This is a genomic window from Ktedonobacter racemifer DSM 44963, assembly GCF_000178855.1.
Lineage (GTDB): Bacteria > Chloroflexota > Ktedonobacteria > Ktedonobacterales > Ktedonobacteraceae > Ktedonobacter > Ktedonobacter racemifer.
The window spans coordinates 1,957,226-1,981,511 of sequence record NZ_ADVG01000003.1 but is presented as its reverse complement, the minus strand read 5'-3'; the positions used below and the strand labels follow the sequence as shown (position 1 = coordinate 1,981,511).

23 protein-coding genes are annotated in these 24,286 nt (G+C 52.8%); 11 read left to right on the top strand and 12 right to left on the bottom strand.

The window, feature by feature from the left end; translation table 11 throughout:
* Positions 1-4: 4 nt before the first annotated feature.
* From KRAC_RS37755 to KRAC_RS74825, 7 genes are all read right to left on the bottom strand, one after another.
* Positions 5-874, bottom strand: coding sequence for a hypothetical protein (locus KRAC_RS37755; RefSeq protein WP_157507550.1), 870 nt, complete (start codon positions 872-874; stop codon positions 5-7).
* A gap of 529 nt (positions 875-1,403) precedes the next feature.
* Positions 1,404-1,985, bottom strand: coding sequence for a hypothetical protein (locus KRAC_RS37750; protein ID WP_007916506.1), 582 nt, complete (start codon positions 1,983-1,985; stop codon positions 1,404-1,406).
* 49 nt (positions 1,986-2,034) lie between these two features.
* Complete coding sequence (locus tag KRAC_RS37745) at positions 2,035-2,550, bottom strand: hypothetical protein (RefSeq protein WP_007916504.1); 516 nt, start codon at positions 2,548-2,550, stop codon at positions 2,035-2,037.
* A gap of 203 nt (positions 2,551-2,753) precedes the next feature.
* Complete coding sequence (locus KRAC_RS37740) at positions 2,754-3,401, bottom strand: hypothetical protein (protein WP_007916500.1); 648 nt, start codon at positions 3,399-3,401, stop codon at positions 2,754-2,756.
* 61 nt (positions 3,402-3,462) lie between these two features.
* On the bottom strand, positions 3,463-3,651 hold the full coding sequence (locus KRAC_RS37735) for a hypothetical protein (RefSeq protein ID WP_040445659.1): 189 nt from the start codon (positions 3,649-3,651) through the stop codon (positions 3,463-3,465).
* Positions 3,648-3,923, bottom strand: a complete 276-nt coding sequence (locus KRAC_RS37730) for a hypothetical protein (protein ID WP_007916499.1) — start codon at positions 3,921-3,923, stop codon at positions 3,648-3,650. Before KRAC_RS37730 ends, KRAC_RS37735 begins: the two co-directional genes overlap by 4 nt.
* A gap of 228 nt (positions 3,924-4,151) precedes the next feature.
* The gene (locus KRAC_RS74825) at positions 4,152-4,637 is read right to left on the bottom strand and encodes an SHOCT domain-containing protein (RefSeq protein ID WP_007916498.1); all 486 of its coding nucleotides are present in this window, start codon (positions 4,635-4,637) and stop codon (positions 4,152-4,154) included.
* Positions 4,638-5,502: 865 nt separating this feature from the next.
* Between KRAC_RS74825 and gad the strand changes: the two genes are divergently transcribed.
* Together gad and KRAC_RS37715 are read left to right on the top strand one after the other, a co-directional pair.
* On the top strand, positions 5,503-6,894 hold the full coding sequence (gene gad / locus KRAC_RS37720) for a glutamate decarboxylase (RefSeq protein WP_007916497.1): 1,392 nt from the start codon (positions 5,503-5,505) through the stop codon (positions 6,892-6,894).
* A gap of 827 nt (positions 6,895-7,721) precedes the next feature.
* Positions 7,722-7,955 carry a hypothetical protein gene (locus KRAC_RS37715; protein WP_007916491.1) on the top strand — a complete coding sequence of 78 codons (234 nt, stop codon included), beginning with the start codon at positions 7,722-7,724 and terminating at the stop codon, positions 7,953-7,955.
* A 73-nt stretch (positions 7,956-8,028) separates the two neighbouring features.
* Here the strand turns inward: KRAC_RS37715 and KRAC_RS37710 are convergent, their stop codons facing one another.
* Positions 8,029-9,030, bottom strand: a complete 1,002-nt coding sequence (locus KRAC_RS37710) for an LLM class flavin-dependent oxidoreductase (protein ID WP_007916490.1) — start codon at positions 9,028-9,030, stop codon at positions 8,029-8,031.
* A gap of 177 nt (positions 9,031-9,207) precedes the next feature.
* Here KRAC_RS37710 and KRAC_RS37705 point away from each other — a divergent pair, with 177 nt between their 5' ends.
* Positions 9,208-10,071, top strand: coding sequence for a helix-turn-helix transcriptional regulator (locus KRAC_RS37705; protein WP_007916489.1), 864 nt, complete (start codon positions 9,208-9,210; stop codon positions 10,069-10,071).
* 30 nt (positions 10,072-10,101) lie between these two features.
* Here the strand turns inward: KRAC_RS37705 and KRAC_RS37700 are convergent, their stop codons facing one another.
* The 4 genes from KRAC_RS37700 to tnpA all read right to left on the bottom strand — a co-directional run bounded on the left by KRAC_RS37700 (position 10,102) and on the right by tnpA (position 14,198).
* A complete protein-coding gene (locus KRAC_RS37700; protein ID WP_007916488.1) occupies positions 10,102-11,265 on the bottom strand; it encodes an RNA-guided endonuclease InsQ/TnpB family protein in 1,164 nt (387 codons plus the stop codon).
* Between the two features lie 17 nt (positions 11,266-11,282).
* On the bottom strand, positions 11,283-13,076 hold the full coding sequence (ltrA, locus tag KRAC_RS37695; RefSeq protein ID WP_007916487.1) for a group II intron reverse transcriptase/maturase: 1,794 nt from the start codon (positions 13,074-13,076) through the stop codon (positions 11,283-11,285).
* A gap of 563 nt (positions 13,077-13,639) precedes the next feature.
* Positions 13,640-13,804 (bottom strand): helix-turn-helix domain-containing protein, encoded by a 165-nt coding sequence (locus tag KRAC_RS79990; protein WP_083814999.1) that lies wholly within the window; start codon positions 13,802-13,804, stop codon positions 13,640-13,642.
* On the bottom strand, positions 13,797-14,198 hold the full coding sequence (gene tnpA, locus KRAC_RS37690) for an IS200/IS605 family transposase (RefSeq protein ID WP_007916486.1): 402 nt from the start codon (positions 14,196-14,198) through the stop codon (positions 13,797-13,799). The genes KRAC_RS79990 and tnpA overlap by 8 nt, the downstream gene beginning before the upstream one ends.
* A 209-nt stretch (positions 14,199-14,407) precedes the next feature.
* On the opposite strand from tnpA, the gene KRAC_RS37685 reads away from it, so the two are divergent.
* The 8 genes from KRAC_RS37685 to KRAC_RS37650 all read left to right on the top strand — a co-directional run bounded on the left by KRAC_RS37685 (position 14,408) and on the right by KRAC_RS37650 (position 24,286).
* A complete protein-coding gene (locus KRAC_RS37685) occupies positions 14,408-14,812 on the top strand; it encodes a hypothetical protein (protein ID WP_157507548.1) in 405 nt (134 codons plus the stop codon).
* 181 nt (positions 14,813-14,993) lie between these two features.
* Entirely contained in the window at positions 14,994-16,145 is a 1,152-nt protein-coding gene (locus KRAC_RS37680) for a type IV secretion system protein (RefSeq protein ID WP_244422440.1), read from the top strand.
* 30 nt (positions 16,146-16,175) lie between these two features.
* Complete coding sequence (locus KRAC_RS37675; RefSeq protein ID WP_007916483.1) at positions 16,176-16,874, top strand: CHAP domain-containing protein; 699 nt, start codon at positions 16,176-16,178, stop codon at positions 16,872-16,874.
* A gap of 24 nt (positions 16,875-16,898) precedes the next feature.
* On the top strand, positions 16,899-17,285 hold the full coding sequence (locus KRAC_RS37670) for a hypothetical protein (protein ID WP_007916482.1): 387 nt from the start codon (positions 16,899-16,901) through the stop codon (positions 17,283-17,285).
* A gap of 37 nt (positions 17,286-17,322) precedes the next feature.
* Entirely contained in the window at positions 17,323-17,781 is a 459-nt protein-coding gene (locus KRAC_RS37665) for a PrgI family protein (protein WP_007916480.1), read from the top strand.
* The gene (locus tag KRAC_RS37660) at positions 17,778-20,516 is read left to right on the top strand and encodes a VirB4 family type IV secretion system protein (RefSeq protein WP_007916478.1); all 2,739 of its coding nucleotides are present in this window, start codon (positions 17,778-17,780) and stop codon (positions 20,514-20,516) included. The genes KRAC_RS37665 and KRAC_RS37660 overlap by 4 nt, the downstream gene beginning before the upstream one ends.
* Positions 20,513-23,446 (top strand): type IV secretory system conjugative DNA transfer family protein, encoded by a 2,934-nt coding sequence (locus tag KRAC_RS37655; protein WP_007916476.1) that lies wholly within the window; start codon positions 20,513-20,515, stop codon positions 23,444-23,446. The genes KRAC_RS37660 and KRAC_RS37655 overlap by 4 nt, the downstream gene beginning before the upstream one ends.
* Positions 23,447-23,518: 72 nt before the next feature.
* The gene (locus KRAC_RS37650; protein WP_007916473.1) at positions 23,519-24,286 is read left to right on the top strand and encodes a hypothetical protein; all 768 of its coding nucleotides are present in this window, start codon (positions 23,519-23,521) and stop codon (positions 24,284-24,286) included.

The window sequence follows — 24,286 nt, the reverse complement described above, 5'->3', positions numbered from 1 at the left end:
TCGCTCAAAAATGGGGATCCAGACCCATTTCCGAATGGAGATCCAGCGCAAGGTCGAGCGCAATCTGATCCAGGGTCTCCTCATCTTGAGCGCGCACCGTCTCAAGGAAATCGATAAGTCGAGGATCAACAAGCGAGTGATGGAAAGATGAAGGAAGTTGAGAGAGCGAGATGACCGCCTCAAAAAGAAACCCATCCTCTACCCAGGGAAGTTCCTTATAGACGTTCTCAACCGTCTCGGGATGCATGATTGCTTCCAATATGACATCAAGAACGCGAGAAGAGAACGACCGGCTTCCTGTTCGTATCAATGCCATCGCAGCTGCCACACGGATGGGGTCAGTCTCTCCCTTCTCGAGAGACTGCTCCAGCAGATGAAAGGCGTCGGGATAGGCTACACTTTGATCCTTGATCAGTATCCCCACACTGTAGAGAAGGCAAGCATACACCCCTTGATCCCTCTCATACTGAAAACGTGTAGACAGTTGTGGCACCAATTGAGCGGCCTCGCTGCGAAAGTAACTCAAGAGGTAGATGGCATTCGTTCGGATCTTCACCTCTTGATGGGCAAGAAGTTCCAGATAAAGGGGGATTCCATCTTTGACTGCCTGATGAGTGCAATCTACCTCGAAGACTTCTTCTTCTAACTGCTTTTGAAAAGAGGGATCGTGTTTTTCTTCATCAGTATAGATCCGCATATGTTGACGATGATATGCGTCGCCTCTTGCAAGATCAGCGAGCAGAGAAAGAATACTCTCACGCTCCTGGACCTCTTCCTGTTGCACCAATTCAAGAAGAAACGGTACAGCGTAAGCTGACGCTTGATAGACAGTTCCTTGATGATAAATAGTGCCATAGAGCGATCTCAGAGCCACTTTGCGAACCTCTTCATCATGAGAGGCAAGATTTCGAAGCAGTTGTGGCACGTCATCCGCTTTACCATAAGCGTGGGTGAGTATGCCCCAGTCAACAGATGAGAGGTTTTCTAACATTGTTGCCCCAGTTATCAAAATGATACGATCCATCCCAATAGGCAGTAACGTAGGTGGTGAGGTGACCTCGGGCAGAGCCCGGCTCTGTCCCTACGGAATTCCGACATTGATCACACACAATGTGCATCTTTTGTTTGTTGGACCGAAGGGACGGGAAATGTGACGAACAAATACGCTCAATAGAGGCTTTGGTCTCCGTAGGAATCCTGTTTTGCAAACACCAGGCAGTCCAACACGGTGCGTTCTTTCCCTTCTCGCAGTCTCCGCTCACGTTCATGCGCTCTTCCCATTGAGTATATCCGTTTGCCTCGCACAGAGCAAGCATTTCATGCCGGGAAGATCTCAGCATATGAGTCTAGCAATGTTGAAGCAAATCGTCTTAACAATGAAAAGAGCCGGTTGGTTACATCTTTCATCTAGCAGAATCAATGTTTTCCCCCTTCATCCTCTGGAAATAACGGCGTTTCGATTCTGCTCGCTTTTCTAGCCATTGTTTCCATTCTTGCTCCCATTGCTCAATTCTGGGCAAGTACTTTGCCAACCTTTTCTGAATGAGTAGCAGTTCTATCGGGATGAGAGGCTCATCCTCCCCAACAGGATGAGTGGGGAGATTGTTTGCATATTGTTCCAACGCCGTCTCGATCCAAAGGGTTGCCTGATCCCAACAATAGCGAGGGTTGGTGTCGTCATTAGTAAAGGTTTTGTTCATTGTTTCGTGAGGGTCACTCGCGTAGTCGCCAAAGTAACGATCAATCTGCCGCAAATAGCCATTCACCAATGCGCTCACAATATCCACTGAATTCGATGGATTCATCACCCCTTTTGCCCAAGCCTCCACTGCCCCCGAGGGGCTCGCAAGTGCCACATCGAATGCCAGGTTTGCCAGTTCCTGGTTTTTCCTCGACACCTGCTCTAACTCAAGCACACGTAAATTGAGCGATTGGACTTGCTCAGCAAGCTGCTCAAATGCTGTCTGGAACTCTTCTTCGTTCATATTCACGTCTCTCCTTACTTCCAACGTTGTACGTTTGCGCTTAATAATATTAAGCCCATTTTTGTTCATATACTGATGAGGAGGAGTTACGTATAGCTATGCGAGCTAATAAATCATCTTCGATGCACACGTACCCTTGCTTTTCAAGTGCACTCACAATTTCGAGTTTGTGTTCAGTATCAATTATCAACTGAGGGCCATCAAACATGGTGTCTTGAACTTCGCCATATTGCTGCTGGATATCAGCAGGCATCCACTCAAGCATTTCCTGAATAGGATATGGAGGCCAGTCAGTGCCAACATAATCTGAAACGTCATAAAGATCAAAAGCATCTTCGGGTAAAGGCATTGCTTGAGACTCGTAAGCTTCCTCCGTAATCCAAAATGCTCTTTCGACTGCCTCCTGGTAGATATCGGCTGCTACACTGACCTTAAGTTCCCCCCATGTTTTGGATTTTGCCAATGCAGCATATAGTTCGGCGAGGTCCCTTTGCATAAAGACAAGGAATCCAGCGTCTGAGTCACCATACACAAGTTCTTTATCTCTGGAAGCATATGAGCTCATATTTGTCCTTTCATATCCTTAAAGCGTATCTAAAATTGGCAATGTTGCCCGTCCTTGCGTTTATCTTCCCCTGTACGCCACCGCCAGATCAGTCGGACCCGGCACCAGCCGCGTTCTTATGCGTTTAGCGAGCGTGCTCATGCCAGATCCAGTTGGTTAGCGCAGTATAGTAGGCAGATTGTGCAGATCAAACGGTCCGGCGTTTACCTGGGTGGAGGGCCAAACTGTCTGGAATATTCTTGTATAAATCGCGGACGCTCTTGAAGAGGCATTACTGCAAGCAGATGGTCAAAGTCCGCTTTCGATTTCACACGAGTGAGGTTGTAACCAGACTTCCTGTCGTTTCCATCGATGACGGGCAAACCTGTTAAGCGAGTAAATCCTTGCGCAAAGTCTTCATAACTCGTCTCGAAAATATTTTTACCGATAAACTTGAGGCGACCCCCATTGCCCACTTGATAAAGGTTATCATCGACCTGATAGTAATCGCCCTTGCGCTGGTCACGTCCTGGCTGCCAGAGCGTTCCTCTGTCAGATGTTTGCTGGTCGATAATATGAATGACAGGAATTACCAGATCTCCCATCGCCAGATGCGGATTAATCTCACTATCGGTGAGGGTAGCCAACTCTAATCGCATCTCTTGTTCATTGTATCCTGGTTGGCTTGTTTTACCGAGATAAATCAGATTACATGTATCTTCTTGTATACGATACCAATAGGGAGGCAAAGCCACATACTCGCCAGGAGCCAAACGGCCTTTGTCTGCTTTCTCAGGGTAAATAAGTCCGACGGTATCACTGAAGGTGCTAAATGCCACCCAGGGCGTTTTGTTCATGGTAAACGATTGCACGGTTCTTTAGATCCTTTCTAAACCTGTAGTTGAAACCTCTCTCGCTCATTAACTGGCACGCTTAGCAACTGAGGTCCCAAAGACGATCCTTCAAGGCTATGCAATGCTCGGGATTATTTAGGTCGAAGGCAGGGGCATTTGCCTCGGCTTCCTCTTCGCTCTCATAGGCATCATAATTAGCAAGAGGATGAACACGCTCTACCAGATCATCCAGATCGCCAGGGAGTACCCATACGTGATCAATTTTCAAAGATGTCGGCGCAGCATTTTGATCTCTTCCAGGCGCTTTTTCATCCCCGTTTGATAGCCTTGTTCCATAAACGCTCCCAACAGGTCATCTAGCGCTAACTCGGCAGCGGTAAGCTCTGCGTAATACTGCTCATTAGATGGCGTCTTTACAAGCTTAGACTCAATCTCATCGAGATTGCTAGAAATGTAGCACTCCAACGCATAGCCAATCGTGCCGCCAAGATCGAAGAAACACAGATAGCCACCATCCGCGAAACCTCCATAACAGTCCAAAATAATACATACTCAATTCTGGGCAGAGAAATGTTCAGCATCCACGTTTCTTCACTCATGTGTCAGTGAATATGGGCACCAGCCGCAAGGAGGCAGCTAGGCCCATATTGTAGGCCAGAGGAGAAAGGAGAAAAATCAGCTACCAACTGGCTCATATTCTATTTATCGCATGGCTAAATGTTTTTAAGTATTTTATTAAGATCGACTATGAGCCAGAATCCCAAAAACCTAAAATTTCCCAGCCAATATTTTCTGTTTTTGTGCTTGAAATTCCGCCTCAGTAAGAATACCTTTGTTTTTCAACGTAGCCAATCTTTCAAGCTGACTCACAACGTCGTTCGATCCTGTTTGAGCTTTCTGAGGAGCAATTTGGTCGCTATTTACACTTTTAGCAATTTGCTGCTCAATTAATGACTTTGCCTCTTCAAACAAAGTAGTCATCTTTTTACCTTTGAAAGTAACAATATGAGTGCGTCTGATCCGAGAACTGTAATTTGGTGTACCAGCTATCCTCAAATCAATATAGCCCTCAGTCCCGAAACCGGGCTTCCGAAAATGCACTTCTACAATACTTTTAAATGGAATTGTAATTTCGCCAATTTTAGGCTTAAATGCACGTCTGATTTCCTGAATAATTACCCCTGTATCAGTGATAAATAGTGTGCTATTTCGTCCTTTGTATTCACGACGTGATGAAGATCCAGTAACACCCACAGTCTACAACTCCTTAAAAATAATATCGTTTGTCGATCAGCATACAGAGACACGATTTTCTTCAGTGCGCTTGTATACTGCTTCCACCTGTTACACTCAACAATATAGAATCTTTTCAGAGTTTTGTCTATGTTTGCTTATAGGTGAACGGCACTGTGTCTATCGTCCCAAGTATTTGCACGCCGGACGTTTCGGCCAGCATATAGTAACCAAGCCACCAAAGAAAAACCGGGCATCATCACTATCATCCAACACCAAGTAGATACATGCGAGAAACAGGCAAATTGTAACTAATCGCACTTAGCAAAACATGTTCACTTAATCTGAACATATCCAACTATTTAGTTAAAATTCCTGTAACGCCGATACAGCTTGAGGATGGTAATTTTGTGTCAAAGTCGCGATAAAATGGCTCCGTGCTTTGTCTGAAACGTCATGCGCTGCTGGCGCAGCGCACCACTCCGCATGAAAATTACCGAAGAGCTTTCTTACGACGTTTCAGAATAATACTGTTGCCAAGTCGAGAAGGTTGCCCCAGACTCTGCAGAAATCGTTGGGAGAGCACACCTTCACCTCACCAAATTTGACGCCAAATTGACGGCAAAGCCGCCGGGCGCCAGCGGATTACGATGTCCGCCCATGGCGATAATCCCTCTCGCACCGCACAGAAAGCGCCCTGGTGGACAACAGCGAATAAGGGCTGGGAGGCACCCACGGATCTCTCCTGTGGGACGCCCTTCAGAGGCGGTTTGTTGATAGAATAGAAGCAGTATCAACGATCGTCTATTTAAGAGGATCACCGCCGATCTGTCGCGATCCACAAATGGATGGCTTCCAAAGAAAAACGGAGAGAAGGAACAAAGGTATGCTTTCCAAGAAGGTTCCTCTGCATGATTTGAGCGAGGACGATCAGCTTTTAGCCCCGACCTATGGTCAGCGCTGTCTGGACAAACCCCTGCCGCGTTACGAGATTCCCGATGGCGAGATGTCGCCTCAGACCACCTATAATGTTATTCGCGATGAGCTTATGCTAGATGGCAATGCTCGTTTAAACCTGGCGACATTTGTCACCACCTGGATGGAACCAGAAGCGCGCCAGTTGATGAATGAGACCTTCGATAAAAACATGATCGACAAGGACGAGTACCCGCAGACTGCCGAGTTAGAGCTACGCTGCGTCAATATGCTGTCGCGCCTGTGGAACTCGCCTTCGCACGAGGAAGCGGTGGGCTGCTCGACCGTCGGATCGAGCGAGGCAGCCATGTTAGGCGGAATGGCCCTCAAATGGCGCTGGCGCGAACGAATGCGCGACGCAGGTAAGCCAACGGACAGGCCAAATCTGGTCATGGGCATCAACGTGCAGGTTTGTTGGGAGAAATTCTGTCGTTACTGGGACATCGAGCCACGTTTTGTGCCATTGGAGGGCGAGCGTTATCACCTGAGCGCGGAGGAAGCGGTAAAGCTCTGCGATGAGAACACCATTGGAGTGGTCGTGGTTATGGGCAGCACCTTTGATGGTAGCTACGAGCCTGTACAGGAGGTGAATGACGCGCTTGACGCCCTGCAAAAGGAAAAGGGCCTGGATATTCCCATCCACGTGGATGGCGCGAGCGGCGGCTTCGTTGCGCCGTTTTTACAGCCTGATCTGGCCTGGGACTTCCGCGTGCCGAGGGTGAAGTCGATTAACACCTCGGGTCACAAATACGGACTGGTCTATCCGGGCGTGGGCTGGATCATCTGGCGTACCAAAGAGGATCTTCCTCAGGATCTGGTTTTCTCCGTCAACTATCTGGGGGGAGATATACCGACCTTTGCTATCAATTTCTCTCGTCCCGGCAACCAGGTCGTCGCGCAATATTACAATTTCCTGCGGTTGGGACGCAAAGGCTATACGCGTATTCATAAAGCTTGTCAGGAGGTGGCACTCTATCTGTCCGGTGAGATCGCAAAGTTGGGACCCTTCAAGCTTATCAGCGACGGTAGCGATATTCCCGTTTTTGCCTTTGCACTCAAGGAGCCCACCAACTTTACCGTCTTTGATCTCTCTGAACGCCTGCGTGACCGAGGCTGGCTCGTTCCAGCCTACACGTTCCCCGCCAACCGCGAGGATCTCGCGGTCCTGCGCGTGGTCGTCAAAGAGGGCTTCAGCCGCGATCTGGCGGATCTTCTGCTGAACGATATTCAGCGGCATCTCCGCTTCTTCGCTGCTCAGCCAGGCTATCTGCCTAAGCAGGAGCACTCGAACTTCAGGCACTAACTTTTATTGATCTCGGCAGAGAGATCTAAAGATCAAGGTAGGTGCTTTGATGAGAAGCCATTTTTGAGCGGGACAGTTTGTTGATCACTCATTTTTCTCTTGGGCAGAAACAACTAAGAAGAGATTTTCAAGCGTAAACCATATCCAAGAGAAAGAGCGTCAGCTCTTCTTCGCCAGCGCTCTCACTTCCCATCCTCGTGCGAGTCAAGGAAGAAGAACCTGCTGAAAAGAGATGAGATTTCCTCTCTGGATTCAAGTGCTTGAGAGGCAATTGCGGGCTCTCGCGAATAAGCGAACAGCAAAATCTTTGTCCCAAAAAGGGCTGTCATCGTAGGCCAGTCCTAAGTCTTTAGTTTTCTCCGCTGAGATCAATAGCTCGTTTCGTCACCAGACCCCCATGCATACATGCAGGGGCAAGCTCCGGAATCAATGCCTGTCGTTTACCCACATGTAACAATTGCTATCATGCGTGAGTTTGGGAATGCTGTTGATAGGCTTTTCTTTTCAATGGGAGCGATCTGTGCTCAAGCTCCCTTTGTAAATCGTGGGTAAACGACAGGCGTTAAGGGGATAATTACACTATTTATAAAATACAAAATTTTGGTATTTTCCCCCAAAGAGCCGAGGGGCTGTGCATTGCCCTCGTTCACACACGTGTTCATTGCTCCAAGCCTCATCGTATGGGTGCTACCACCTTCTTGACGCGTAACCGCTTTGCGCCCTCTTCGAGAGCATACTCCCTTGTGGATGAAAGCTGATCAGCAGCGTTCAAACGCTATGAATGATACTGGATGTTACCGCTATTTAGATGATGTAGAGAAATACGTATGGATGAGGGAAACACGACACTGCGCGTCGAAGCCAGGACGATCGGGAAGCGCCAATCAGGAGACGCTCCCTGGCAGGTGACGATCTCCCCCGATATGCTACGCACCGACGCCGATACCGGGCAGGGTTATCTGCTGCGTAACGTGATCGCCTCGCTAGTGCGCGCGGAAGTCCAAGCTTTTTCGACGGCGCCTTCTTTCTTTGTGATACGAGAGGAAAACGCGGCTCATTGAAGCAAGAGATCGCCTTCCCCAGATGTGGGGAAGGCGATCTCTTGCTTCAATGAGCGTCCAGGTGGCGAGGATGTTAAAGGGAACTGATGAGATGGAGCAATTGTTTTCGCTCCATTGCCTCATCCACAATGGGCATGGCTAAAAGCAGCAGTTCATCCAGACCACTCGCTAACAGCTCATGCACACGCTCCCTCACCGTCACCTCATTGCCACTGATCACGAGTGCCTGCGCCAGGGCATGCAACGCCGCCTCATCGCCATGCACAGCGGAAGCCCAACCAGCTTGAGCAAACATACGAGCGTGCGCACCCGCCTGTGCTACCTGTTGTATCAATCGACGCACTGCAACGCTCACCGCTGCTTCATCCTGACTTATAGCGACCGGCAAACACGCGATGACAGGGGGAGCTGGGCGAGACTTTTCCTCGGCTCCGGCTCGCAAGGCAGGCAGCGCCTGGTCGAGCAGATAGGGAACAGGACACAGCGAGGCAAGAGCCCCATCAGCAATCTCTCCCGCAAGTCGGAACGCCTTCAAGCCCAATGTCGAGACCAGCAGGGGAACCGGAGCTGTGCGTGGTAAGGTATCCGCCACCTGGAAAAATTCACCCTGGTAGTCGATCCTTCCCTCCCATAAGACGCCGCGCAGCACCTCCAGATACTCTTTGAGATACGAGAGGGGCGCTCTCTGCGGCAGGCCATATCGATTCTCAAGGAACAATGGATTACCGGAGCCAATCCCTAACCGCAAGCGTTCTGGGGCGAGATCATGCACTGCGAGCGCCTGCTGTGCCATCACCAGTGGATGGCGCGTAGCGGCGGGCACAATCGCTGTTCCCAGTTTGATCTTTTCAGTCCGAGTGGCAGCAACCGCCAGAACGGTCAAGATATCCGCGAAGCCTGCGCCTCCCATAGCCATCCAGGCTTGTTGGACACCTGTATGCTCGGCCTCGCATATTCTGAGAATGGCCTCTGCCGTATCTCTTGCTTGAATATAGACTCCCACGCGTGACGCGAGAGAACGCTCTCGAACCGCGTCTACTGGCGATTGCTGGCTCAAATCGTCTTTCTGTGGCATATATTGTCCTCCTGATAGAATCTCTTCCGCTGGTTTGCGCACGATTCGTTTGAACAACAAACAGTGCAGTGATAGTATGAAGCGATGGCTCTGCTTTAACCAGGAGTCTGTTGTATCATATGTCTGGAAAGACATAGCCTTATCGCAAGTACTGGGCTCAGAGACCACGAGGAACGTATGAGAGAAAGAGTCAAGCGCCGTGCGGGATTGGCCGATTTTTTACAAAATCGGCGTGCTCGCCTGCATCCAGAACAGTTTCATCTTCCGGCGTTTCAGCGGCGACGAACGCGTGGCCTGAGACGAGAGGAACTGGCCCAACTCGTTGGCGTGGGCGTTTCCTGGTATACCTGGCTTGAGCAAGGCCGGGATATTCAGGTCTCCGACCAGGTGTTGGAGCGCCTTGCCTCCATTCTGCAACTGAATGAGGAGGAACGCCGCCATCTGTTTCTTCTGGCGCAGGGTTCGATGCCAGCGCTGGATGAACAGGAGAGACAAACGCAAAAACCGAATGCCGCTGCTCAAGCTATTCTAGATGGCTTTACCTATCCAGCCAGGCTTTTTGATGAACGGATGAATATCGTGGGGTGGAATGAGATTGCGAATCGCGTCTTTGGCGATTATCCCAGCCGGTCCGAACGAGAACGCAATGCCCCCTGGTTTCTTTTTATGCATCCGTCTTCACGGACCTTTCATGTCCACTGGGAACGCGAGGCACGGCGCTGCCTGGCCTCCTTACACACGAGATATGATCGATACCCCGATGATCGATGGTTGAACGAGCTGATTACCAAGTTGCAGCAGAACAGCCCGGAATTCCGCGCCTGGTGGCCTGAGCATGAGATTGTTCTGGATTGTGGCAGCTTCTTCGAAGTCAATCATCCACAGGTTGGCCGTCTTGTCTTTCATCAAACCCTCTTTCCCATGCCAGAGCAGCCTGAACTGCAAATGGTTGTCTATACGCCGCTGGCACAAGAAGATACCACAGCTAAATTGAGAGCATTAATGGCTGAAGAGGGCAACGATGACAAGATGATATTGTGACGACTCCCCACGGCTGAAGCCGGGGGCTTCTCAGGAGGCTTGCGCTTCCTGATGGCTCCGTCCGAGCCAAAGATGTTTAATGTTGATGGCGGCATTGTGGTCTCGGTCCAGCTCGCACCCGCATTCACACGAATGCCAACGCTCTTCAAGCGTTTTCTTGACCACAGTGCCACATTCACTGCATATCTGACTGGTCATACGAGGGTCAACCTTCACCACCTGCACCCTACCAGCGTTCTCAGCTTTGTACTCGCAAAAGGCGATGAATTGACTCCAACCAGCATCTAAGATCGACTTATTCAAGCCAGATTTTGCACTGGCTCCATTGAGAAGGTATTGCCCTGTCTCTGCGTCTTGCTTTGGTTTGGCCCGCCTGGAGAGATTGGCAGGCGCGATATCCTCAAAGACAATGGTTTCGTAGGTATTCACCAGACGCCGTGACCACTGGTGTAGGTAGTCAGTGCGTTGATTTCTCACCTTCCTGTGAAGCTTTGCCACACGCTGAACAACCTTCTTGCGCCGATTGGAACCACGCTTTTTCCGTGAGAGCGCTTGCTGAGCCTTGGCAAGTGTCTTCTCAGCACGTCGGTAGTGTTTGGGGTTCTCAATCACATCACCAGAGGAAAGGGTTGCCAGTTTGGACACTCCCAGATCAATCCCCACTGCTACGTCAGTGTAGGGCATGCGTGGCACACGTTCCACTTCACACGAGAAACAGGCATACCAGCGCTCGCCCTCTCGCTTGAGAGTACACGTCTTGATTGTCCCGACCACTTTACGGTGCAACTTGATCTTGACATGCCCAATTTTTGAGAGCTCCAAACGCCCATTCTTGATCGAGAAGCCGGCTTGTGGGTAGCAAAAGGAGTCATAGTGGCTGCGACCCTGGAATCGGGGATATCCCGGTTTCTTGCCCGCTTTGACCCGCTTGAAAAAGTCTTTGAAGGTCTTCTCCACCCGCCTGAGCACATCTTGTAACACCTGAGAGTGGATGTCCTTGTACTCCTCTCTGATCTCTTTGATCTCAGGCAGTTGCATGGCTTGCGCGTTGTAGTTCGTTCCCTTGCCCGTATACTTGTACACCTCTCGACGCTCTTGCAGTGATTGGGTAAGGACACGGCGCGTTACATCCCTTTCGGCATGTACGTTTCCGCATCCTCCCCACCGAACCCGGCGTGCAAGTTGTCCCTGCACCGGGCTCTCCATTATCCTTAACCCAATTGGCTTCTTTTCTTGAACTTCACTTTGTTCTGATGGATGCGTTCTGCCCGATGTTCCTTTGTGTGACACTCAAAACAGATAGCTTCCAGCATCTCTGGTCGATTGTCTGCTTGTCTGAGCTTTCGTTTCCCTGTTTTTATCCTGTTTTTGTGGTGCGTAAAGAGCTTCGTTGCTTTTCCGCACCGCTCACAGCAACCTTTGGCCCTTTTCAATGCTTCCCTTCGATTGGCATCATAGATCGGAGCTTCTCTGTTACCATGCCAGGCGTTTTTGAGCGTTGGGAGTACGAATTGCTCGACTTTCTTCTTCTCTAGATAGGGGTTGGGCCAATGTCGTTTCCATGAAGGGCGGTAATGAATCAGTTTTGTGCGCATTGCTCGTCTTCGCCACAACCACTTTCCTTCCACGTCTTGGGCGGCGAATTCGGCATAGCCTCCTTCTGGCCCATTGCGATGCCGCATGTATTGCTTCCTTACCTGGAATGAGCTTATCTGATACTTCTTTTGCAACCAGCGTCTCAGTCGTATCCAGACATATCGGTCTAGTTTGTCAAAGATTCGGCAAGGATTGACCGCTCTGTAGTAGCTCGCCCATCCTCCTATCAGGGAGTTGATGGCCTCAAGCTTGTGCAAGTAATCATCATTGAGTGTCTTTTTGTTGGTCATCTCTTTAATCTTCTGCCTGATCCGCTTTAGGCCCTTTTCCGTTGGCTGCATAAAGACGCCAACGATATTGCCATTAGAGGTTCGGTTACAGCGGAAGATGCGATATCCCAGGAAATCAAATCCATCGATGATGTGAGTGATGACGGTCTTCTCTTCGCTTAGCTCTAATCCCAGTTCGTCTTGAAGGAAGCGTTTGCATTCCTGCTTGATTTCCTGGGCTTGTGCTTGTGTTCCGCGTACGACGATAATCCAGTCATCAGCGTAACGAAACATTTGCGTTGCGGCTTTGCCTTTCCCTTTCTTTCTTGCTCGTTGCCAAGCAGACCACTTCGCCACGTCTGTTTGTCTATCTGGCATCCCGTAGTGTTCGTGGTACCATTCATCGAACCGATGCAAATAGATATTGGCGAGTAAAGGCGATGCAATGCCGCCTTGGGGCGTGCCTTCTTCGCTGGGGGCCAACTTTTCATGATCCATTATGCCGCTTTTGAGAAAGCTTCTAATGAGTTTGAGAATGTTTGGGTCAGCGATCCGTCGTGCTACCTCAGCGACTAACTTGTCGTGGGGTATGCGGTCAAAACACGCTTTTATGTCTCCTTCAATCACCCATCGGTATCCGGTAGTGGTATTGCCTAATTGGTACAAGGGCTGCACGCAATCCATCGTGTTACGCCCAGGCCGAAAGCCGTTGGAGAAGTAGTAAAAATCTGCTTCCCATATCGGCTCCATGAGCATTTTCAGCAGAGTTTGAACACAGCGATCTTTAATGGTTGGAATTCCTAAAGGTCGCTTCTTGTTCGTTCCGGGCTTAGGTATCTCTACCCGTCTCACGGGCATCGGTTTGAACGTGCGGTTTTTCAGTTCCGCTTGCAAGGTCTCAATGAATTGTTGTCTGAACTTCTCGTTCTCGAAGTCGCTCTTGTCCACATCATTGAAAGCTTTCCAACTCATCCCGTCAACGCCTGCTGTTTGTGAGCCGTCGTTGTCCAGCACGTGTCGGAGGGCTTCGTCAATCCACTCCCTCTTGCACAAAAGATGATAGAGATCTTCAAAACGGTGAGTTCGGTCTGCTTCCGCTTTTCGGGCTAAACCTTGTTGAGCTTTGATGATATCGGACATACGTATCCAGTCCTCTCATACTCTCCTCGGTTTATGGGATAACTGCCACCCTTCCCCTCAGTCCAGGTGTTAGCTGGCTTTCCTGGGTACTATGGTGGCTCTGACTGCTCCCTTGCCCATCAAGTGCAAGCAACCGTAGCCCTTTCGGGCGGGCAAAGAAGCTCTCACAAGTTTACCAGTTGACCCACTACGATCACCTTCGGGTCGCTCCTCTAGGCCGGATACAGACGCATCTCGTCTGCCGTATCGGGAGGCTAGTTTCTACCCCTGTAACATCGCCTTCGCTAAACGCCATGTAGCTTTCTGGAGTAAACGCAGTGTACTCCTTACCCGATACTCACGGTTGTTCTCTTGCGAGATTGGCTATCATCAGGCCGTGTTGCTCTTAACGACCCATCAGGCAGAGCTTTCTTTCGTAACCCTGGTGATCTTTGGCTAGCAGACCGCTTCAGAGGGGATAGCTTTCTTCTGGCGTCCACATTGTCCGAGCAGCTCTTTCACCACCAATGCTTCTTTGGTAGCTACGCTCGTAGCCATCAGCCTCTTGGGGGAGAGGCTGAATCTTACCAACAAACTTCTTTGTTTGTTGCTTCAGATAGTGTCAAAAGGTAAGTGCTTGTCGCACCCGCATTGTACAGCTCACAACATCGAGCAAGCGTCCATTCTAGCTTCTCTGCTTGCTTTCTTGTCGGATAGAGCCTGAATTTGTAGGTGTTGAGACTACACATGCTTTTGATTCTCGATATATTGCTTGATGACTGAAAGCGGTGCGCAGCCAACCGTACTCAGAAAATACGAGTTGGTCCAAAGCGTAGGAAGCTTGCTTTTCAATGGTGGAAACTCCTGACGTAAGAGTCGAGAGGAACGACCTTTCAGCAAACGTATCAACCGATGAATGCCAAATTGTGGATCGCATTCCACCAGGAGATGGACATGATCTGGCATGATCTCCATGCTCAGAAGATCGGCTTGATGCTCCTGGCAAACCTGCGTAATGATCTGTTTCAATCGTTCTGCTATCGGTTCTACAAGTACCTTGCGCCGATATTTAGGACACCAGACCACGTGATACTTGCACGAGTAATAGACATTTTTATTGGATTTGTATGGTATTGCATCCATAGAAACAGTATACAGCGAGAAGCTACCTACTATCAAGCTTTCCACCCCATCCTATCCACCAGAAAAGGAACGGCCCTTCTATCCCTATGGCTAAAGCCAAGGGTTTTACGGGCCGCTTCGATAAAAAGTCTAGCATTGGCGAGAATACGAGACCTTTGCTCAAAACTTCGACTCTTGCGAAAAATACTCGATCTTCTGGAAACGAGTCTATGATCGTTGAAGATTATAGACCTTTAGCACCAGAAAAGGTCGACCCTTCTGCGCAACAAACGCAGACCCGAGAGAGACATACGCATACACGCGCGCACGCGCGTGATGAATTCACTCATCTCATATATTCTCTTTCACCAAAAAAGAAACATGAAAATAATGATAGTGAAGTGAGTACATATCACCTCACACAAAAACAAATCAGCCATTTCGCTATGGTTGGCACTGATGAGCAATCAGGTCGATCGTCTCCATCCTCCAGGGCTGCAACTGAAGATCTCTCTGCACTTCCGGTAGCAGAAAAAACCTCTTCCGCTGCTGGCAAGGAGTGGCTCCCAATGTATCGGCCTCAACGTGCGCCTCGAGCGAATATACAGGCACACCTCGCACCCATGTGGCTCTGACTTCGCCCTAAACTGGGAAGAACTTCGCCCACTATTGGGTGGTTTTCCTCTTCCCATTTCATACCCTCGTTGAGTACACTTACCCCTGACACAGAGAGATCAACAACGAAGAAGGAGCTACTCGATGTCTCACCTGTTTACTCGCGCCTTACTCTCACTTATGACAAGAAGACCGTATGTCATGCTCACGCGATGGGGAGGGATTGTTCTGCTTGTGATGGTGGGGATGCTGCTCACTGTTCATCCGCCTGCTCCCTCTGGCGCATCTCCCGCCGTTCAGGGAACCTCGCTTTCTGCTCCTCCCGTCACCCAGGCAGGTGGAGGCGAAGACACAGGCATGCTTCTCAGCCCATCCTCTCATCAGCAAGCCTTTGCCTGTGGCATTGGAGATGTCACGTGCTACAGCAATGAGTTCCTGGCCAACCTGACTGAGCAAATCTGGAATGTCGTGCGCCCCATTATCGAACTCTTCATGCAGAATCCCTTCAATTTTCTGTCCCAGACCCCGGCGCTCGCCACCTACAACAACACCCAGATTCAACAGATGGTGAGCTGGGAGCTGGGCTTTCTGGATACCGCTGTGGTGGTCCTTGTCGGCTTCCTGGCCTATAACATGCTCATTGGGCGAAGCATTGGCGTTCCCATGCCCTCCTTGCATGAAGCCCTCCCGCGACTCTGCGTGGCCTTTCTTGCCGCCCACATCAGCCTGTATGTGTGTCGGCTCATCATTGACTTCAATAATGCCCTCTGCCTGGGCGTCGACGAGCTATTTCTCCACTCCTTTCTCAAAGACACCCTCTCCCTGATGATTACCTTTGTGGGGCAAACACCCGACCAGGTCGCCATCGGGTTCTTACTGCGCATCTGGTTTGTGATTTTTCTCTTCTGGCACATGCTCTGGCTCGCCTGGCAGATGCTCGTCCGACTGGCGGTGGTTGCCCTGCTCACAGCCCTCTCCCCCCTGGGCCTGCTCTGCCTGGCTCTCCCGCAAACCCAGCGCTGGGGCCAGATCTGGCTCTCTGCCTTTGTCTCCACCGTCATGATCCAGTTTATTCAGGTCACCGCGCTGAGCCTGGGAGGGCTCCTGGTCAGCTACAGCACCAGCATCCAGATCAGCACAGGCCCAGTCGTGGGGCTCGACACCATCATCCAGCAGATTGTGGCGCTTCTTCTGAGTGGGGCCATGTTCTACCTGGTCCCGCGCTTGCCCTCCATGATCCAGAACTATGCCCTGCGCCCGATCTTGCAGGCGCAACAGCAAGCAGACACCGCCCAATCGCAGGTCACCACCCAGGTCGAGTCGATGGCCATTCGAGCCATCGCGGCCCTCTAAGCGAAAGGGAAGAAAGGTAGGTGAGAAGGGATGCTCAAGTTCCTCCTTCTTGGCGGCATGATCCTTATCGTGCTTGGGATGTTTGGCACAAGCATGACCGTGGCGATGGATGCACAGGCCCAGGGAATACCTCAGTCAGCATATTCCGGGCTTCAGACCATCAATACCTCGGGCTTGGGCAAACGTGGCGAAGTGGTGCAATGGGCGCTCAAGATGGCAGCCCACCTCCATTGCACGCCAGTGCGCCTTGCCACCGATTGTCAGGGCAGCAGCGCTGACCACTACTATGACGCGGGCTTCCCGCCTGAGATCATCGCCTGGGCGAACACTCACTGTCCAGGATGTATCTCCTGGAGTCCAGACACCTTCCAGTGCGTGGTCTTCGTCATCGCCGCCTATGCCTACGTCCAGCCACTCCCCGTGCAGGGCCAGAACGCCAATCAGTACTGGGACCACTTTGCCTCTCAGCCTGGGTGGGAGCGTCTGCCCATCCGCGGCGCCACGCCCCAGCCCGGCGATATCATGGCCTGGAACGGAGGGGCCTACGGGCATGTGAGTATTGTCCTTGGCGTTGACCCTCACCATACCGCCATTACCTTTGCCCAGGCCAATGGCGAGTTCCCGATTCAAACCCTTCCGCTCAATCCCGATGGATCAATCAATACCCAGAATGGGTACTGGAATGCCTTTGAGGTGGTGGGCTACCTCCACCCTCTGACCCTTTCCTAAACAAAGAACGAAAAGGAGAACACGATGATACCCATGATTTACTGGCACCCAATACTCGCTGCCACTGTGATGCGGGTCCTGGAAGGACTGCCCGCGCTTCACCTGGTGGGCTGGCTCGCTGCCCCTCCCATTCCCCATCCACTCTTCCCACTCGCAATCGCAGCCGCTGGGGGAGGAGGCGATGCCTCCACTATCACCCAGTTTTTCAAAAACCTCTACGACAATGGCATCAAACCCGTGGCCTATGCGGTTGCCCTCTTCTTCTTTGCGTGGGGTGCGATCGGCCTCATGTTTCCTCATGAGCGATCTCAGGATCACGCGAAGGCCGCGCTCTACCGCGCCCTGGGAGGGCTGGCCCTCGTGTTGCTCGCAACCGCCATCTCGTCCATCATCAATAACGCCGCCCCTTGAGGGGAAAAGAGGTATAGATGAAAGGAGTTTTTTTGCAATGACATCGACTCACACGACAGAGGTATCTACCAGACGCCAGACCTACACCGTGCCCACGCATATGAACGAACCTGATAAGCTGCTCTTTGGGCTGACGGCTCGTCAGCTCCTGGTCCTGATCACCGGGGCGAGTGTCACCTATGCCATCTGGCTCCAGGTCCTGACCTGGGCCATGGCCTGGGGAGGAGAGCTCCTCTGGAGTCGAGGCCTCGCCTTGCTGGTCGTGCTTCCACTCATTCTGGTGACACTCGCCTTCACCTTCCTCCAGATTGCAGATCGCTCGCTTGAACTCTGGGTCGTGGTCTGGATGCGCGCGCGCCTGGCTCCGGTGACCTACGTCTGGCGCAGCGCCAAATGGGATGAGGCCGAGCAGCGTCGTCTTCGTGCACGAAAAAGAGCTCACACACGGCAGGAGGAACACAGCCAAAGTGAACACGAACAGGAGGGATGGTCATGATCGTGAAGGATGAGCAGATTGCCAACGAACCAGTGCTCCTCACAGCGCATCAGGAACACTCTCAGACGGAAAAGATTCGTTCAGAGCGTGCACGCCGCCAGCGTCCACCTCGTTTTCGTCGCCAGCATCGACGGAGCCGAAAACATGGGAGCGTGCAGCACCAGTTTGTCTTTCTTGATCACATTGTTCAGGATGTGCAGGTCAATCGTGCACCTCTGGCAGAGGAACCGCAAGAACGTGACTACCTGGCAGCCCTTGAGATTCGGGCGACCAACTACACCCTGAAATCTCAAGAGGAACGCTCGACGATGATGCTGGCCTTTCGCGCCCTTCTGCGTTCGCTGCGTTTTCCCATCCAGATGCTTATTCGTTCGAAGCCGATGGACCTCTCCTCCTATGTGGAACACCTTCATACCCACACGGACCAGTGGCAAGGAGAAGCCTTTGAGATTGCCGTCTCGCATGAACGCGCCATGCGTCTACTTGGAGCCCAGCGCACGCTCATTGATCGCCGCTTTTACCTTCTGCTCACCGCTGATCAAGAAGGAGTACAGGGCACCTGGAACAGCTCCCTCAGGCGCCTGCTCAGTCGTCGAGCCAGAACGCGTGCGCGCCAAGCCCACCTGGATGAAGCCCAGCAGATCCTTGCCACCCGCGTGCAGGCAATACAGCATCAACTGGCTGCGATGGGGTTACTCAGTCATCGGCTGGCAGGCAAAGAACTGGCCGATCTGACCCATGGTGCCCTCCAGGGAGAGCAGGCGCTGCGCTTTCCACTGCCTGAGAGCATCTTTGCGCTCTCCGACAAACCGCTCGCGCGTCCAGCCCTTGACGTGCTCTCTCCCTCGTCACAGGAGGAAGAGACCTCATTCGATCCGTACACCGCACAAATGGAGGAGACCTTGCTCCTGCCCTCAGCCCGTGACCATTTGCTGGCACCTGCCGACCTCATGGCCCTCAAAGACCTGCTGGCCCCGGAAAGCGTTCGCGTGACCCCGCGCTATCTACAGGTCGGTGAGGAATATGTGCGCGGCCTCGCCATTGTTGGTTTCCCACGCGAGATTGTGGAGGGGTGTCTCTCGCCGCTCCTCGCCTGTGATGAGATTTTTGATCTGTGTTTTCATTTCTCGCCACAAAACACGGCGGAATTCGTCAAGCGGCTGCTCTTCCGCAAAGAGCAGTACGCCTCCACTCAGCGGATGAACCTGCATCGAGGGAGACAGCAGGACCCGACCCTCCAGGTAGCTGAAGCCGATGTAACAGCACTCATTGGGCCGCTGGCCTCAGGGGAAGAGAGCATGCTGGAGATGGGATTCTACTTGCTAGTCCGCGCGCCCGACCTCGCCACGCTCAACGCGCGCACCGACCGCCTGCGCCAGATCCTGCACCAGCACCTCTTCGTGGCCCATCCAACGACGCTTGAACATGCAGAGGCCTTCCGCACATGTCAGCCCACCTGTATGGATACGTTGGGACGTACCTTCACAACCACCAGTACGGTCGCCGCCTGTACCTTCCCCTTCATGAGTGAGTCGTTCGCCATGCAGGACGGCACCTTTGTAGGGGTAACTACGAGTGGTGAACCCGTTCTGCTCAATCCCTGGGTGCTGGAAAGTCCGCATGAGTTCTGGGGAGGAGTCACCGGAAGTGGGAAGTCGTATGCCGTCAAGCTGTGGCTGTTGCATGAACGCTTCCGCCATCCCGACACCCAGGTGCTCATTCTCGATCCTTCCCGCGAGTATGAGCGGCTGGTCGACGTGTTTGGTGGGACCATCCTTCGCCTCTCCCCAGGCTCGGAGCACGCCATCAATCCCTTTGATGTGCTCCCACATGGCATCGACATGGACTGGTATGTCACCACCCAGCGGCGAGGGGACCGGCTCGCAGAAAAGATGACGCAGCTCCACGCCTTCCTGGATCTGCTGCTCGCTGAGTACATCCCTCATCCTACCACGCTCTCTGCGCGCGAGAAGGCCTTCCTGGATCGGGCCTTCTATGAGTGCTACCGGCGGGTGGGTATCACGACAGAACCACGCACCCATGACCGGCAGGCGCCTTTCTTGCGCGATCTCTACGATGTGCTCAAAAGCGGAGTAGTTGGCCAGGATGACTATGGGCTGGCTGACCGACTGGAGCGCTACGTCCATGGCAGCCTGTCTGGTCTCTTCAATCGCCAGACCAGTGTGACGCTTGAGACCTCGCTCATCAGTTTTGATGTGAGTGAACTCCGTGGGAGTCGAGAACTGCGTCCCATCGGGATGTTTTTGATCGCGGAACTCATCTGGTCGCAGGCCCTCTTTCACCCACGTCCCAGGCGTTGCTATATCGATGAGGCCTGGTCCCTCATCGCGCATGAGGAGGGTGGGCGCTTTCTGGAACGCTTAGCACGTGAGGCACGCAAGCATTACTTGAGCCTGGTCACCATCACCCAGAACCCAGAACAATTCATTCTCAACCCCTACGGCAATATCATCGCGCAGAACGCGCTCATCAAAGTCTTAAAACGCCTGGATAGCGTCGGCGCTCAGGCAGCTCGTGAGGCCTTCGGGTTGACCCAGGAAGAAGAGCAGTTGCTGCTCTCCATACAGCAAAACCGGGCCTTGCTCTCCGTTGGCTCCAAACGCATGCTGGTTGAAATGAATGCCTCCCCTGAAGAACATGCCCTCATCACCACCGATCCACAAGAACTGGCGGTTCAACGCCAGCAGACACAGAAGGAAGGAAAGACAGTATGAAGAGCCTCTGGCCATTGGCACAACAAAAGTCTCTCTCCTTTGTCGCCCGTATCATCCCCGCTCGCGGGATGACACTGGTAGAACGCAGCGCCCTGGAAGGCACCATGCAGTCACTGGTGCTGCAAGGAAGCGCGCTCGCTCTGGAAATCGCAAGCACACCTGCCAACGCACACCAGGCACGCAGCGTGCAATTTCTGCTACGCGCCCCCTCTGAAGACGCTTTACGTGCCGCGACACGGCAGATCCAGGTGCGCTATCCCCAGGCCATCGTACGCCACATTCCCCCAGAAGAAGATCCATTACACGTACAAGAACATGAACTGGTAAGTGCGATGGAGCTGCGAGCCGGGGGCGAAGCCTACGAGACACTGCGATCCTGGTCTCCAGGGAAGTCCCCTGAGCAAGGGATCGATCCGTTGCTCGGGGTGCTCACCACGCTTGAGCATCTTCCCGCCGGGATACGCGCAGTCACCCAACTGGCGCTCACTCCGCTACCGCCAACCTGGGCTCGCACGTATCAACGCCTCTCCGTAGAGCACCCGCTTGAAGAAGAGCGAGAGCAACGTCGAGAGGCGCTATCACGCCTGCACCGAGGCGCACCAGGCTGGGAGCAAATACTACTTCTGGGCATCGTGGTGACGTTACTGGTTGGCTGGAATTATGGCCAGGCGCATCACCTTCTCCCTCCATGGCTCCAGGAGGACATGCTCAGTCTCCTGCATGGCTCCCTTCCCCATCTTTCCTCTTCCCAGCAAGCCATCCTTGGGGTAGGGCTGGTGGTGGGAATCATACTCATCGCGGGAACAATCAGAGGCATACGCTCTCTGGGAGAGCGTCTGTTTGGGAGTACGAGATACTATGACATGAAACGAGTAGGCGAGAAAATCGGCAAGAGTGCTTACCGGGCGCGTCTACGTGTCTATCTGATCGAAGAGGCTCCCCAGACGGATGCGAATCAAGGGCAATCGCTTGCACAGACGCAACAAATGCCACAGGTGCTCGCCACTATCAGAGCGGGGCTCGCGTCCTCCTGGCAAGCGTTTCAGCGCAAGCGAGCACAGCAACGACACCATCAACACATTCATGCCACCCTCGTTGCCGCCTATAGACACTGCCACACCTCAACGGCCTACTTCACCTCCCACAGGCTCTCTGCACGTCACGCGCAGCGCTTGACGCGGGAAGGCACCTGGTGGAAACACCTGCACCTGGGCTCTCTCTTTCTCACCGGGGAAGAAGTAGCCACCCTCTGGCATCTGCCATCTGGCGACCAGTTGAGTGAAGGGACCAATGTGGAACAACGGCAAGAGCGCTCTCTGCTCGCCCCTCATGTGCTCGCGACCGGGAATGGGTGGCAGATTGGCACGTCCACCCATGCTGGCAAAAGGGTATCGGTGCGCTTCCCTCCCTCGGAATTGCTCAAGCACAAATTCGTGATAGGGCGTACTGGCAAAGGCAAGAGCACCCTTTTTCATCACCTGGCGCTGGCTCATCTCTCCACCTGCCCAAGACCACACCCTGGTCTCTGTGTGATGGAGCCTCATGGAGATTTGATCAATGATCTTCTGGGCCTCCTGCCACCAGAGCGAGAGAAGGATGTTGTCCTCATTGACCTGCATCACCATCAAGGGTACTCTCCTGGGATCAATCCTCTTGATGCCACCCAGGTTTCTTCACCAGAAGAGGCGGACCTTATCGTCAGTCATCTGCTCACCACCTTTAAAGGCATCTGGAGTTCGGCCTGGGGACCGCGTGTCGAGAATGTGATGCGATTTTCTTTGAAGGCTCTCTTCGAGGCCAACCGGACACTCGTACATACGGATCCCCACCAGGGTCCGGTGCACCAATATACGCTCCTCGATCTCACGGTCTTGCTCAATAAGCAGAGTTTTCGCGCACGCGTGCTCGATCTGGTCGAAGATGTGCATGTGCTTGACTGGTGGCACCAGTACTATGAGCGCCTCGATGCCAGAATGCAGGATGAGATTACCACGCCGGTGCTCACCAAAATCTCAGCCTTTGCCAGCGCACCCATGTCACGGCGCCTGCTTGGGCAACCTACCTCTACGATCAACTTTGCGCAGATCGTGAAACGGCAACAGATCCTGCTGGTCAATACCGCCAGCGGGCAGGTGGGACAGGATGTTTCCTCACTCATCGGAGCTTCCGTATTGGGGCTTTTCTCAGCGGCGCTCTCCCGGCAACTCTCTTTGCCGCCGTCAGAACGCAGTGTCTTTTTGCTCCTGGTCGACGAGTTCAAGAATTACCCCGTCAATTACAGCTCCATCCTGAGCGAACTCCGCAAAGCGGGCACCTTCCTGGTCCTGGCAACCCAATCCCTGGCGCAACTTGATGTCGTCGATCGGGCCTTGCGTCCAACCGTGTTCGCAAACGCCGATCACCTCTTTGTCTTTACACTCGCCGGAGAAGATGCCTACTTGCTGCGACATGAGTTGGGGCATCTGCTCAGCCCCGAAGACGTGACCAATCTCCCTGACTACACCTGCTATGCCCGCTGGTCGCTCAATGGGCAGCGACTCCCGTTCTTTTCCCTCACCCTTGATCTTCCCCCGTCTGGTTGGGGGGAGCAAGCAGACCACCTGCGTGAGCAATACGCGCTGCGCTACGGTCGACCGGTCGGTGAGGTCGATACCCTGCTTGAGATACTCAACGTGCGCCATGGGACACATCATTCACGCAAGAAAGAGAATACGCATGAACCGACACAAACATCAGCAGCACAGGCAGGGCCAGTCACACGTGCCCAGGAAACGGATGTGGCACCATCATCATCCTCGCCTGACACCACATTCCTCTCGGTGGCACAAACGATCACTGCATCACCTCCGGGTGAGAAACGCATCCGTATCCGCCGTCCGAAAGCGGAGATGACGCCATCATCACTACCCGGTGATGGGCACCCTCATTAGCGGCAGGCTCTTCACGGCAAGGAAGGCAAACACCATTATTAGCGAGATTGTCATAGAAAGGACGTCACAAAGATGCATCTTTTTTCATCTTCTCTTCACACGCAAGTAGGGACACAGGAACAGAGCGAGGAGCGCATTCTCGAACAGTATGCCGAACGCCAGGCCCTCTCGGCGGTACGCGGCGCGAACTTCACCCAGTGCCTGGCGCTGCATCAGCTTCCGGCAGACCTTGAACTGGTTGATCCACGTGGAAGATCGTTTCTCTTGCATGGGAAGGATCTCTGTAACGAGCGCACCTGGAACAAGTTCCTTGCCTCGCTTCCACACCCCGTGAACCTGCTCTCCCTGACGCAGAACGCAGAGCCGCTCGCCAGGCTCTACCGCACCTGGCTCATCACCAAATACACGCAGCGCTACCGATGGCTCAGCACACCCGCGCACATCCACTGGTTTGAGCAGGTGACTGCCCTGGCCGTCATTCGCAAGGTGATGGAAGCCAAGCATCACGCCTGGACCTATGAGCAAAACGAACATGCCTTTGCCGACGCCTGGTGTGCCACGGAGATGAGCAACCTCATGGTACTGAGTGCCATGACCGCGGAAATTGCCAAAGCCATTCACCATATCGTCAAGCAACCCGAGCAGGCCAAAGAGATGATTGAACAGCTGTTTGACGCGCAGGCCACCCATTTGCGAGAGAACCCGTTTCACATGCGACAGCCACTGCCCCCGCTTCCCCCGCTGCCCGAAGGGGTTGCGCTCCCCCAAGCGCTCCTCCCTCGTATCGCCCACCATACAGAAGAGGCAGAGGCATCGTCCTCCGTTTCAGGAAAGGAATGA

Excerpts from the sequence above, each read along its gene's own strand:
- KRAC_RS37670 (WP_007916482.1), top strand. The coding sequence starts at position 16,899 with ATGATACCCATGATTTACTGGCACCCAATACTCGCTGCCACTGTGATG.
- ltrA (WP_007916487.1), bottom strand. The coding sequence starts at position 13,076 with ATGTCCGATATCATCAAAGCTCAACAAGGTTTAGCCCGAAAAGCGGAA.
- KRAC_RS37650 (WP_007916473.1), top strand. The coding sequence starts at position 23,519 with ATGCATCTTTTTTCATCTTCTCTTCACACGCAAGTAGGGACACAGGAA.
- gad (WP_007916497.1), top strand. The coding sequence starts at position 5,503 with ATGCTTTCCAAGAAGGTTCCTCTGCATGATTTGAGCGAGGACGATCAG.
- KRAC_RS37665 (WP_007916480.1), top strand. The coding sequence starts at position 17,323 with ATGACATCGACTCACACGACAGAGGTATCTACCAGACGCCAGACCTAC.
- KRAC_RS37705 (WP_007916489.1), top strand. The coding sequence starts at position 9,208 with ATGAGAGAAAGAGTCAAGCGCCGTGCGGGATTGGCCGATTTTTTACAA.
- KRAC_RS37710 (WP_007916490.1), bottom strand. The coding sequence starts at position 9,030 with ATGCCACAGAAAGACGATTTGAGCCAGCAATCGCCAGTAGACGCGGTT.
- KRAC_RS37750 (WP_007916506.1), bottom strand. The coding sequence starts at position 1,985 with ATGAACGAAGAAGAGTTCCAGACAGCATTTGAGCAGCTTGCTGAGCAA.
- KRAC_RS37745 (WP_007916504.1), bottom strand. The coding sequence starts at position 2,550 with ATGAGCTCATATGCTTCCAGAGATAAAGAACTTGTGTATGGTGACTCA.
- tnpA (WP_007916486.1), bottom strand. The coding sequence starts at position 14,198 with ATGGATGCAATACCATACAAATCCAATAAAAATGTCTATTACTCGTGC.
- KRAC_RS37680 (WP_244422440.1), top strand. The coding sequence starts at position 14,994 with ATGCTCACGCGATGGGGAGGGATTGTTCTGCTTGTGATGGTGGGGATG.
- KRAC_RS37660 (WP_007916478.1), top strand. The coding sequence starts at position 17,778 with ATGATCGTGAAGGATGAGCAGATTGCCAACGAACCAGTGCTCCTCACA.
- KRAC_RS37675 (WP_007916483.1), top strand. The coding sequence starts at position 16,176 with ATGCTCAAGTTCCTCCTTCTTGGCGGCATGATCCTTATCGTGCTTGGG.
- KRAC_RS37655 (WP_007916476.1), top strand. The coding sequence starts at position 20,513 with ATGAAGAGCCTCTGGCCATTGGCACAACAAAAGTCTCTCTCCTTTGTC.
- KRAC_RS37715 (WP_007916491.1), top strand. The coding sequence starts at position 7,722 with ATGGATGAGGGAAACACGACACTGCGCGTCGAAGCCAGGACGATCGGG.
- KRAC_RS79990 (WP_083814999.1), bottom strand. The coding sequence starts at position 13,804 with ATGTGTAGTCTCAACACCTACAAATTCAGGCTCTATCCGACAAGAAAG.
- KRAC_RS37685 (WP_157507548.1), top strand. The coding sequence starts at position 14,408 with ATGATCGTTGAAGATTATAGACCTTTAGCACCAGAAAAGGTCGACCCT.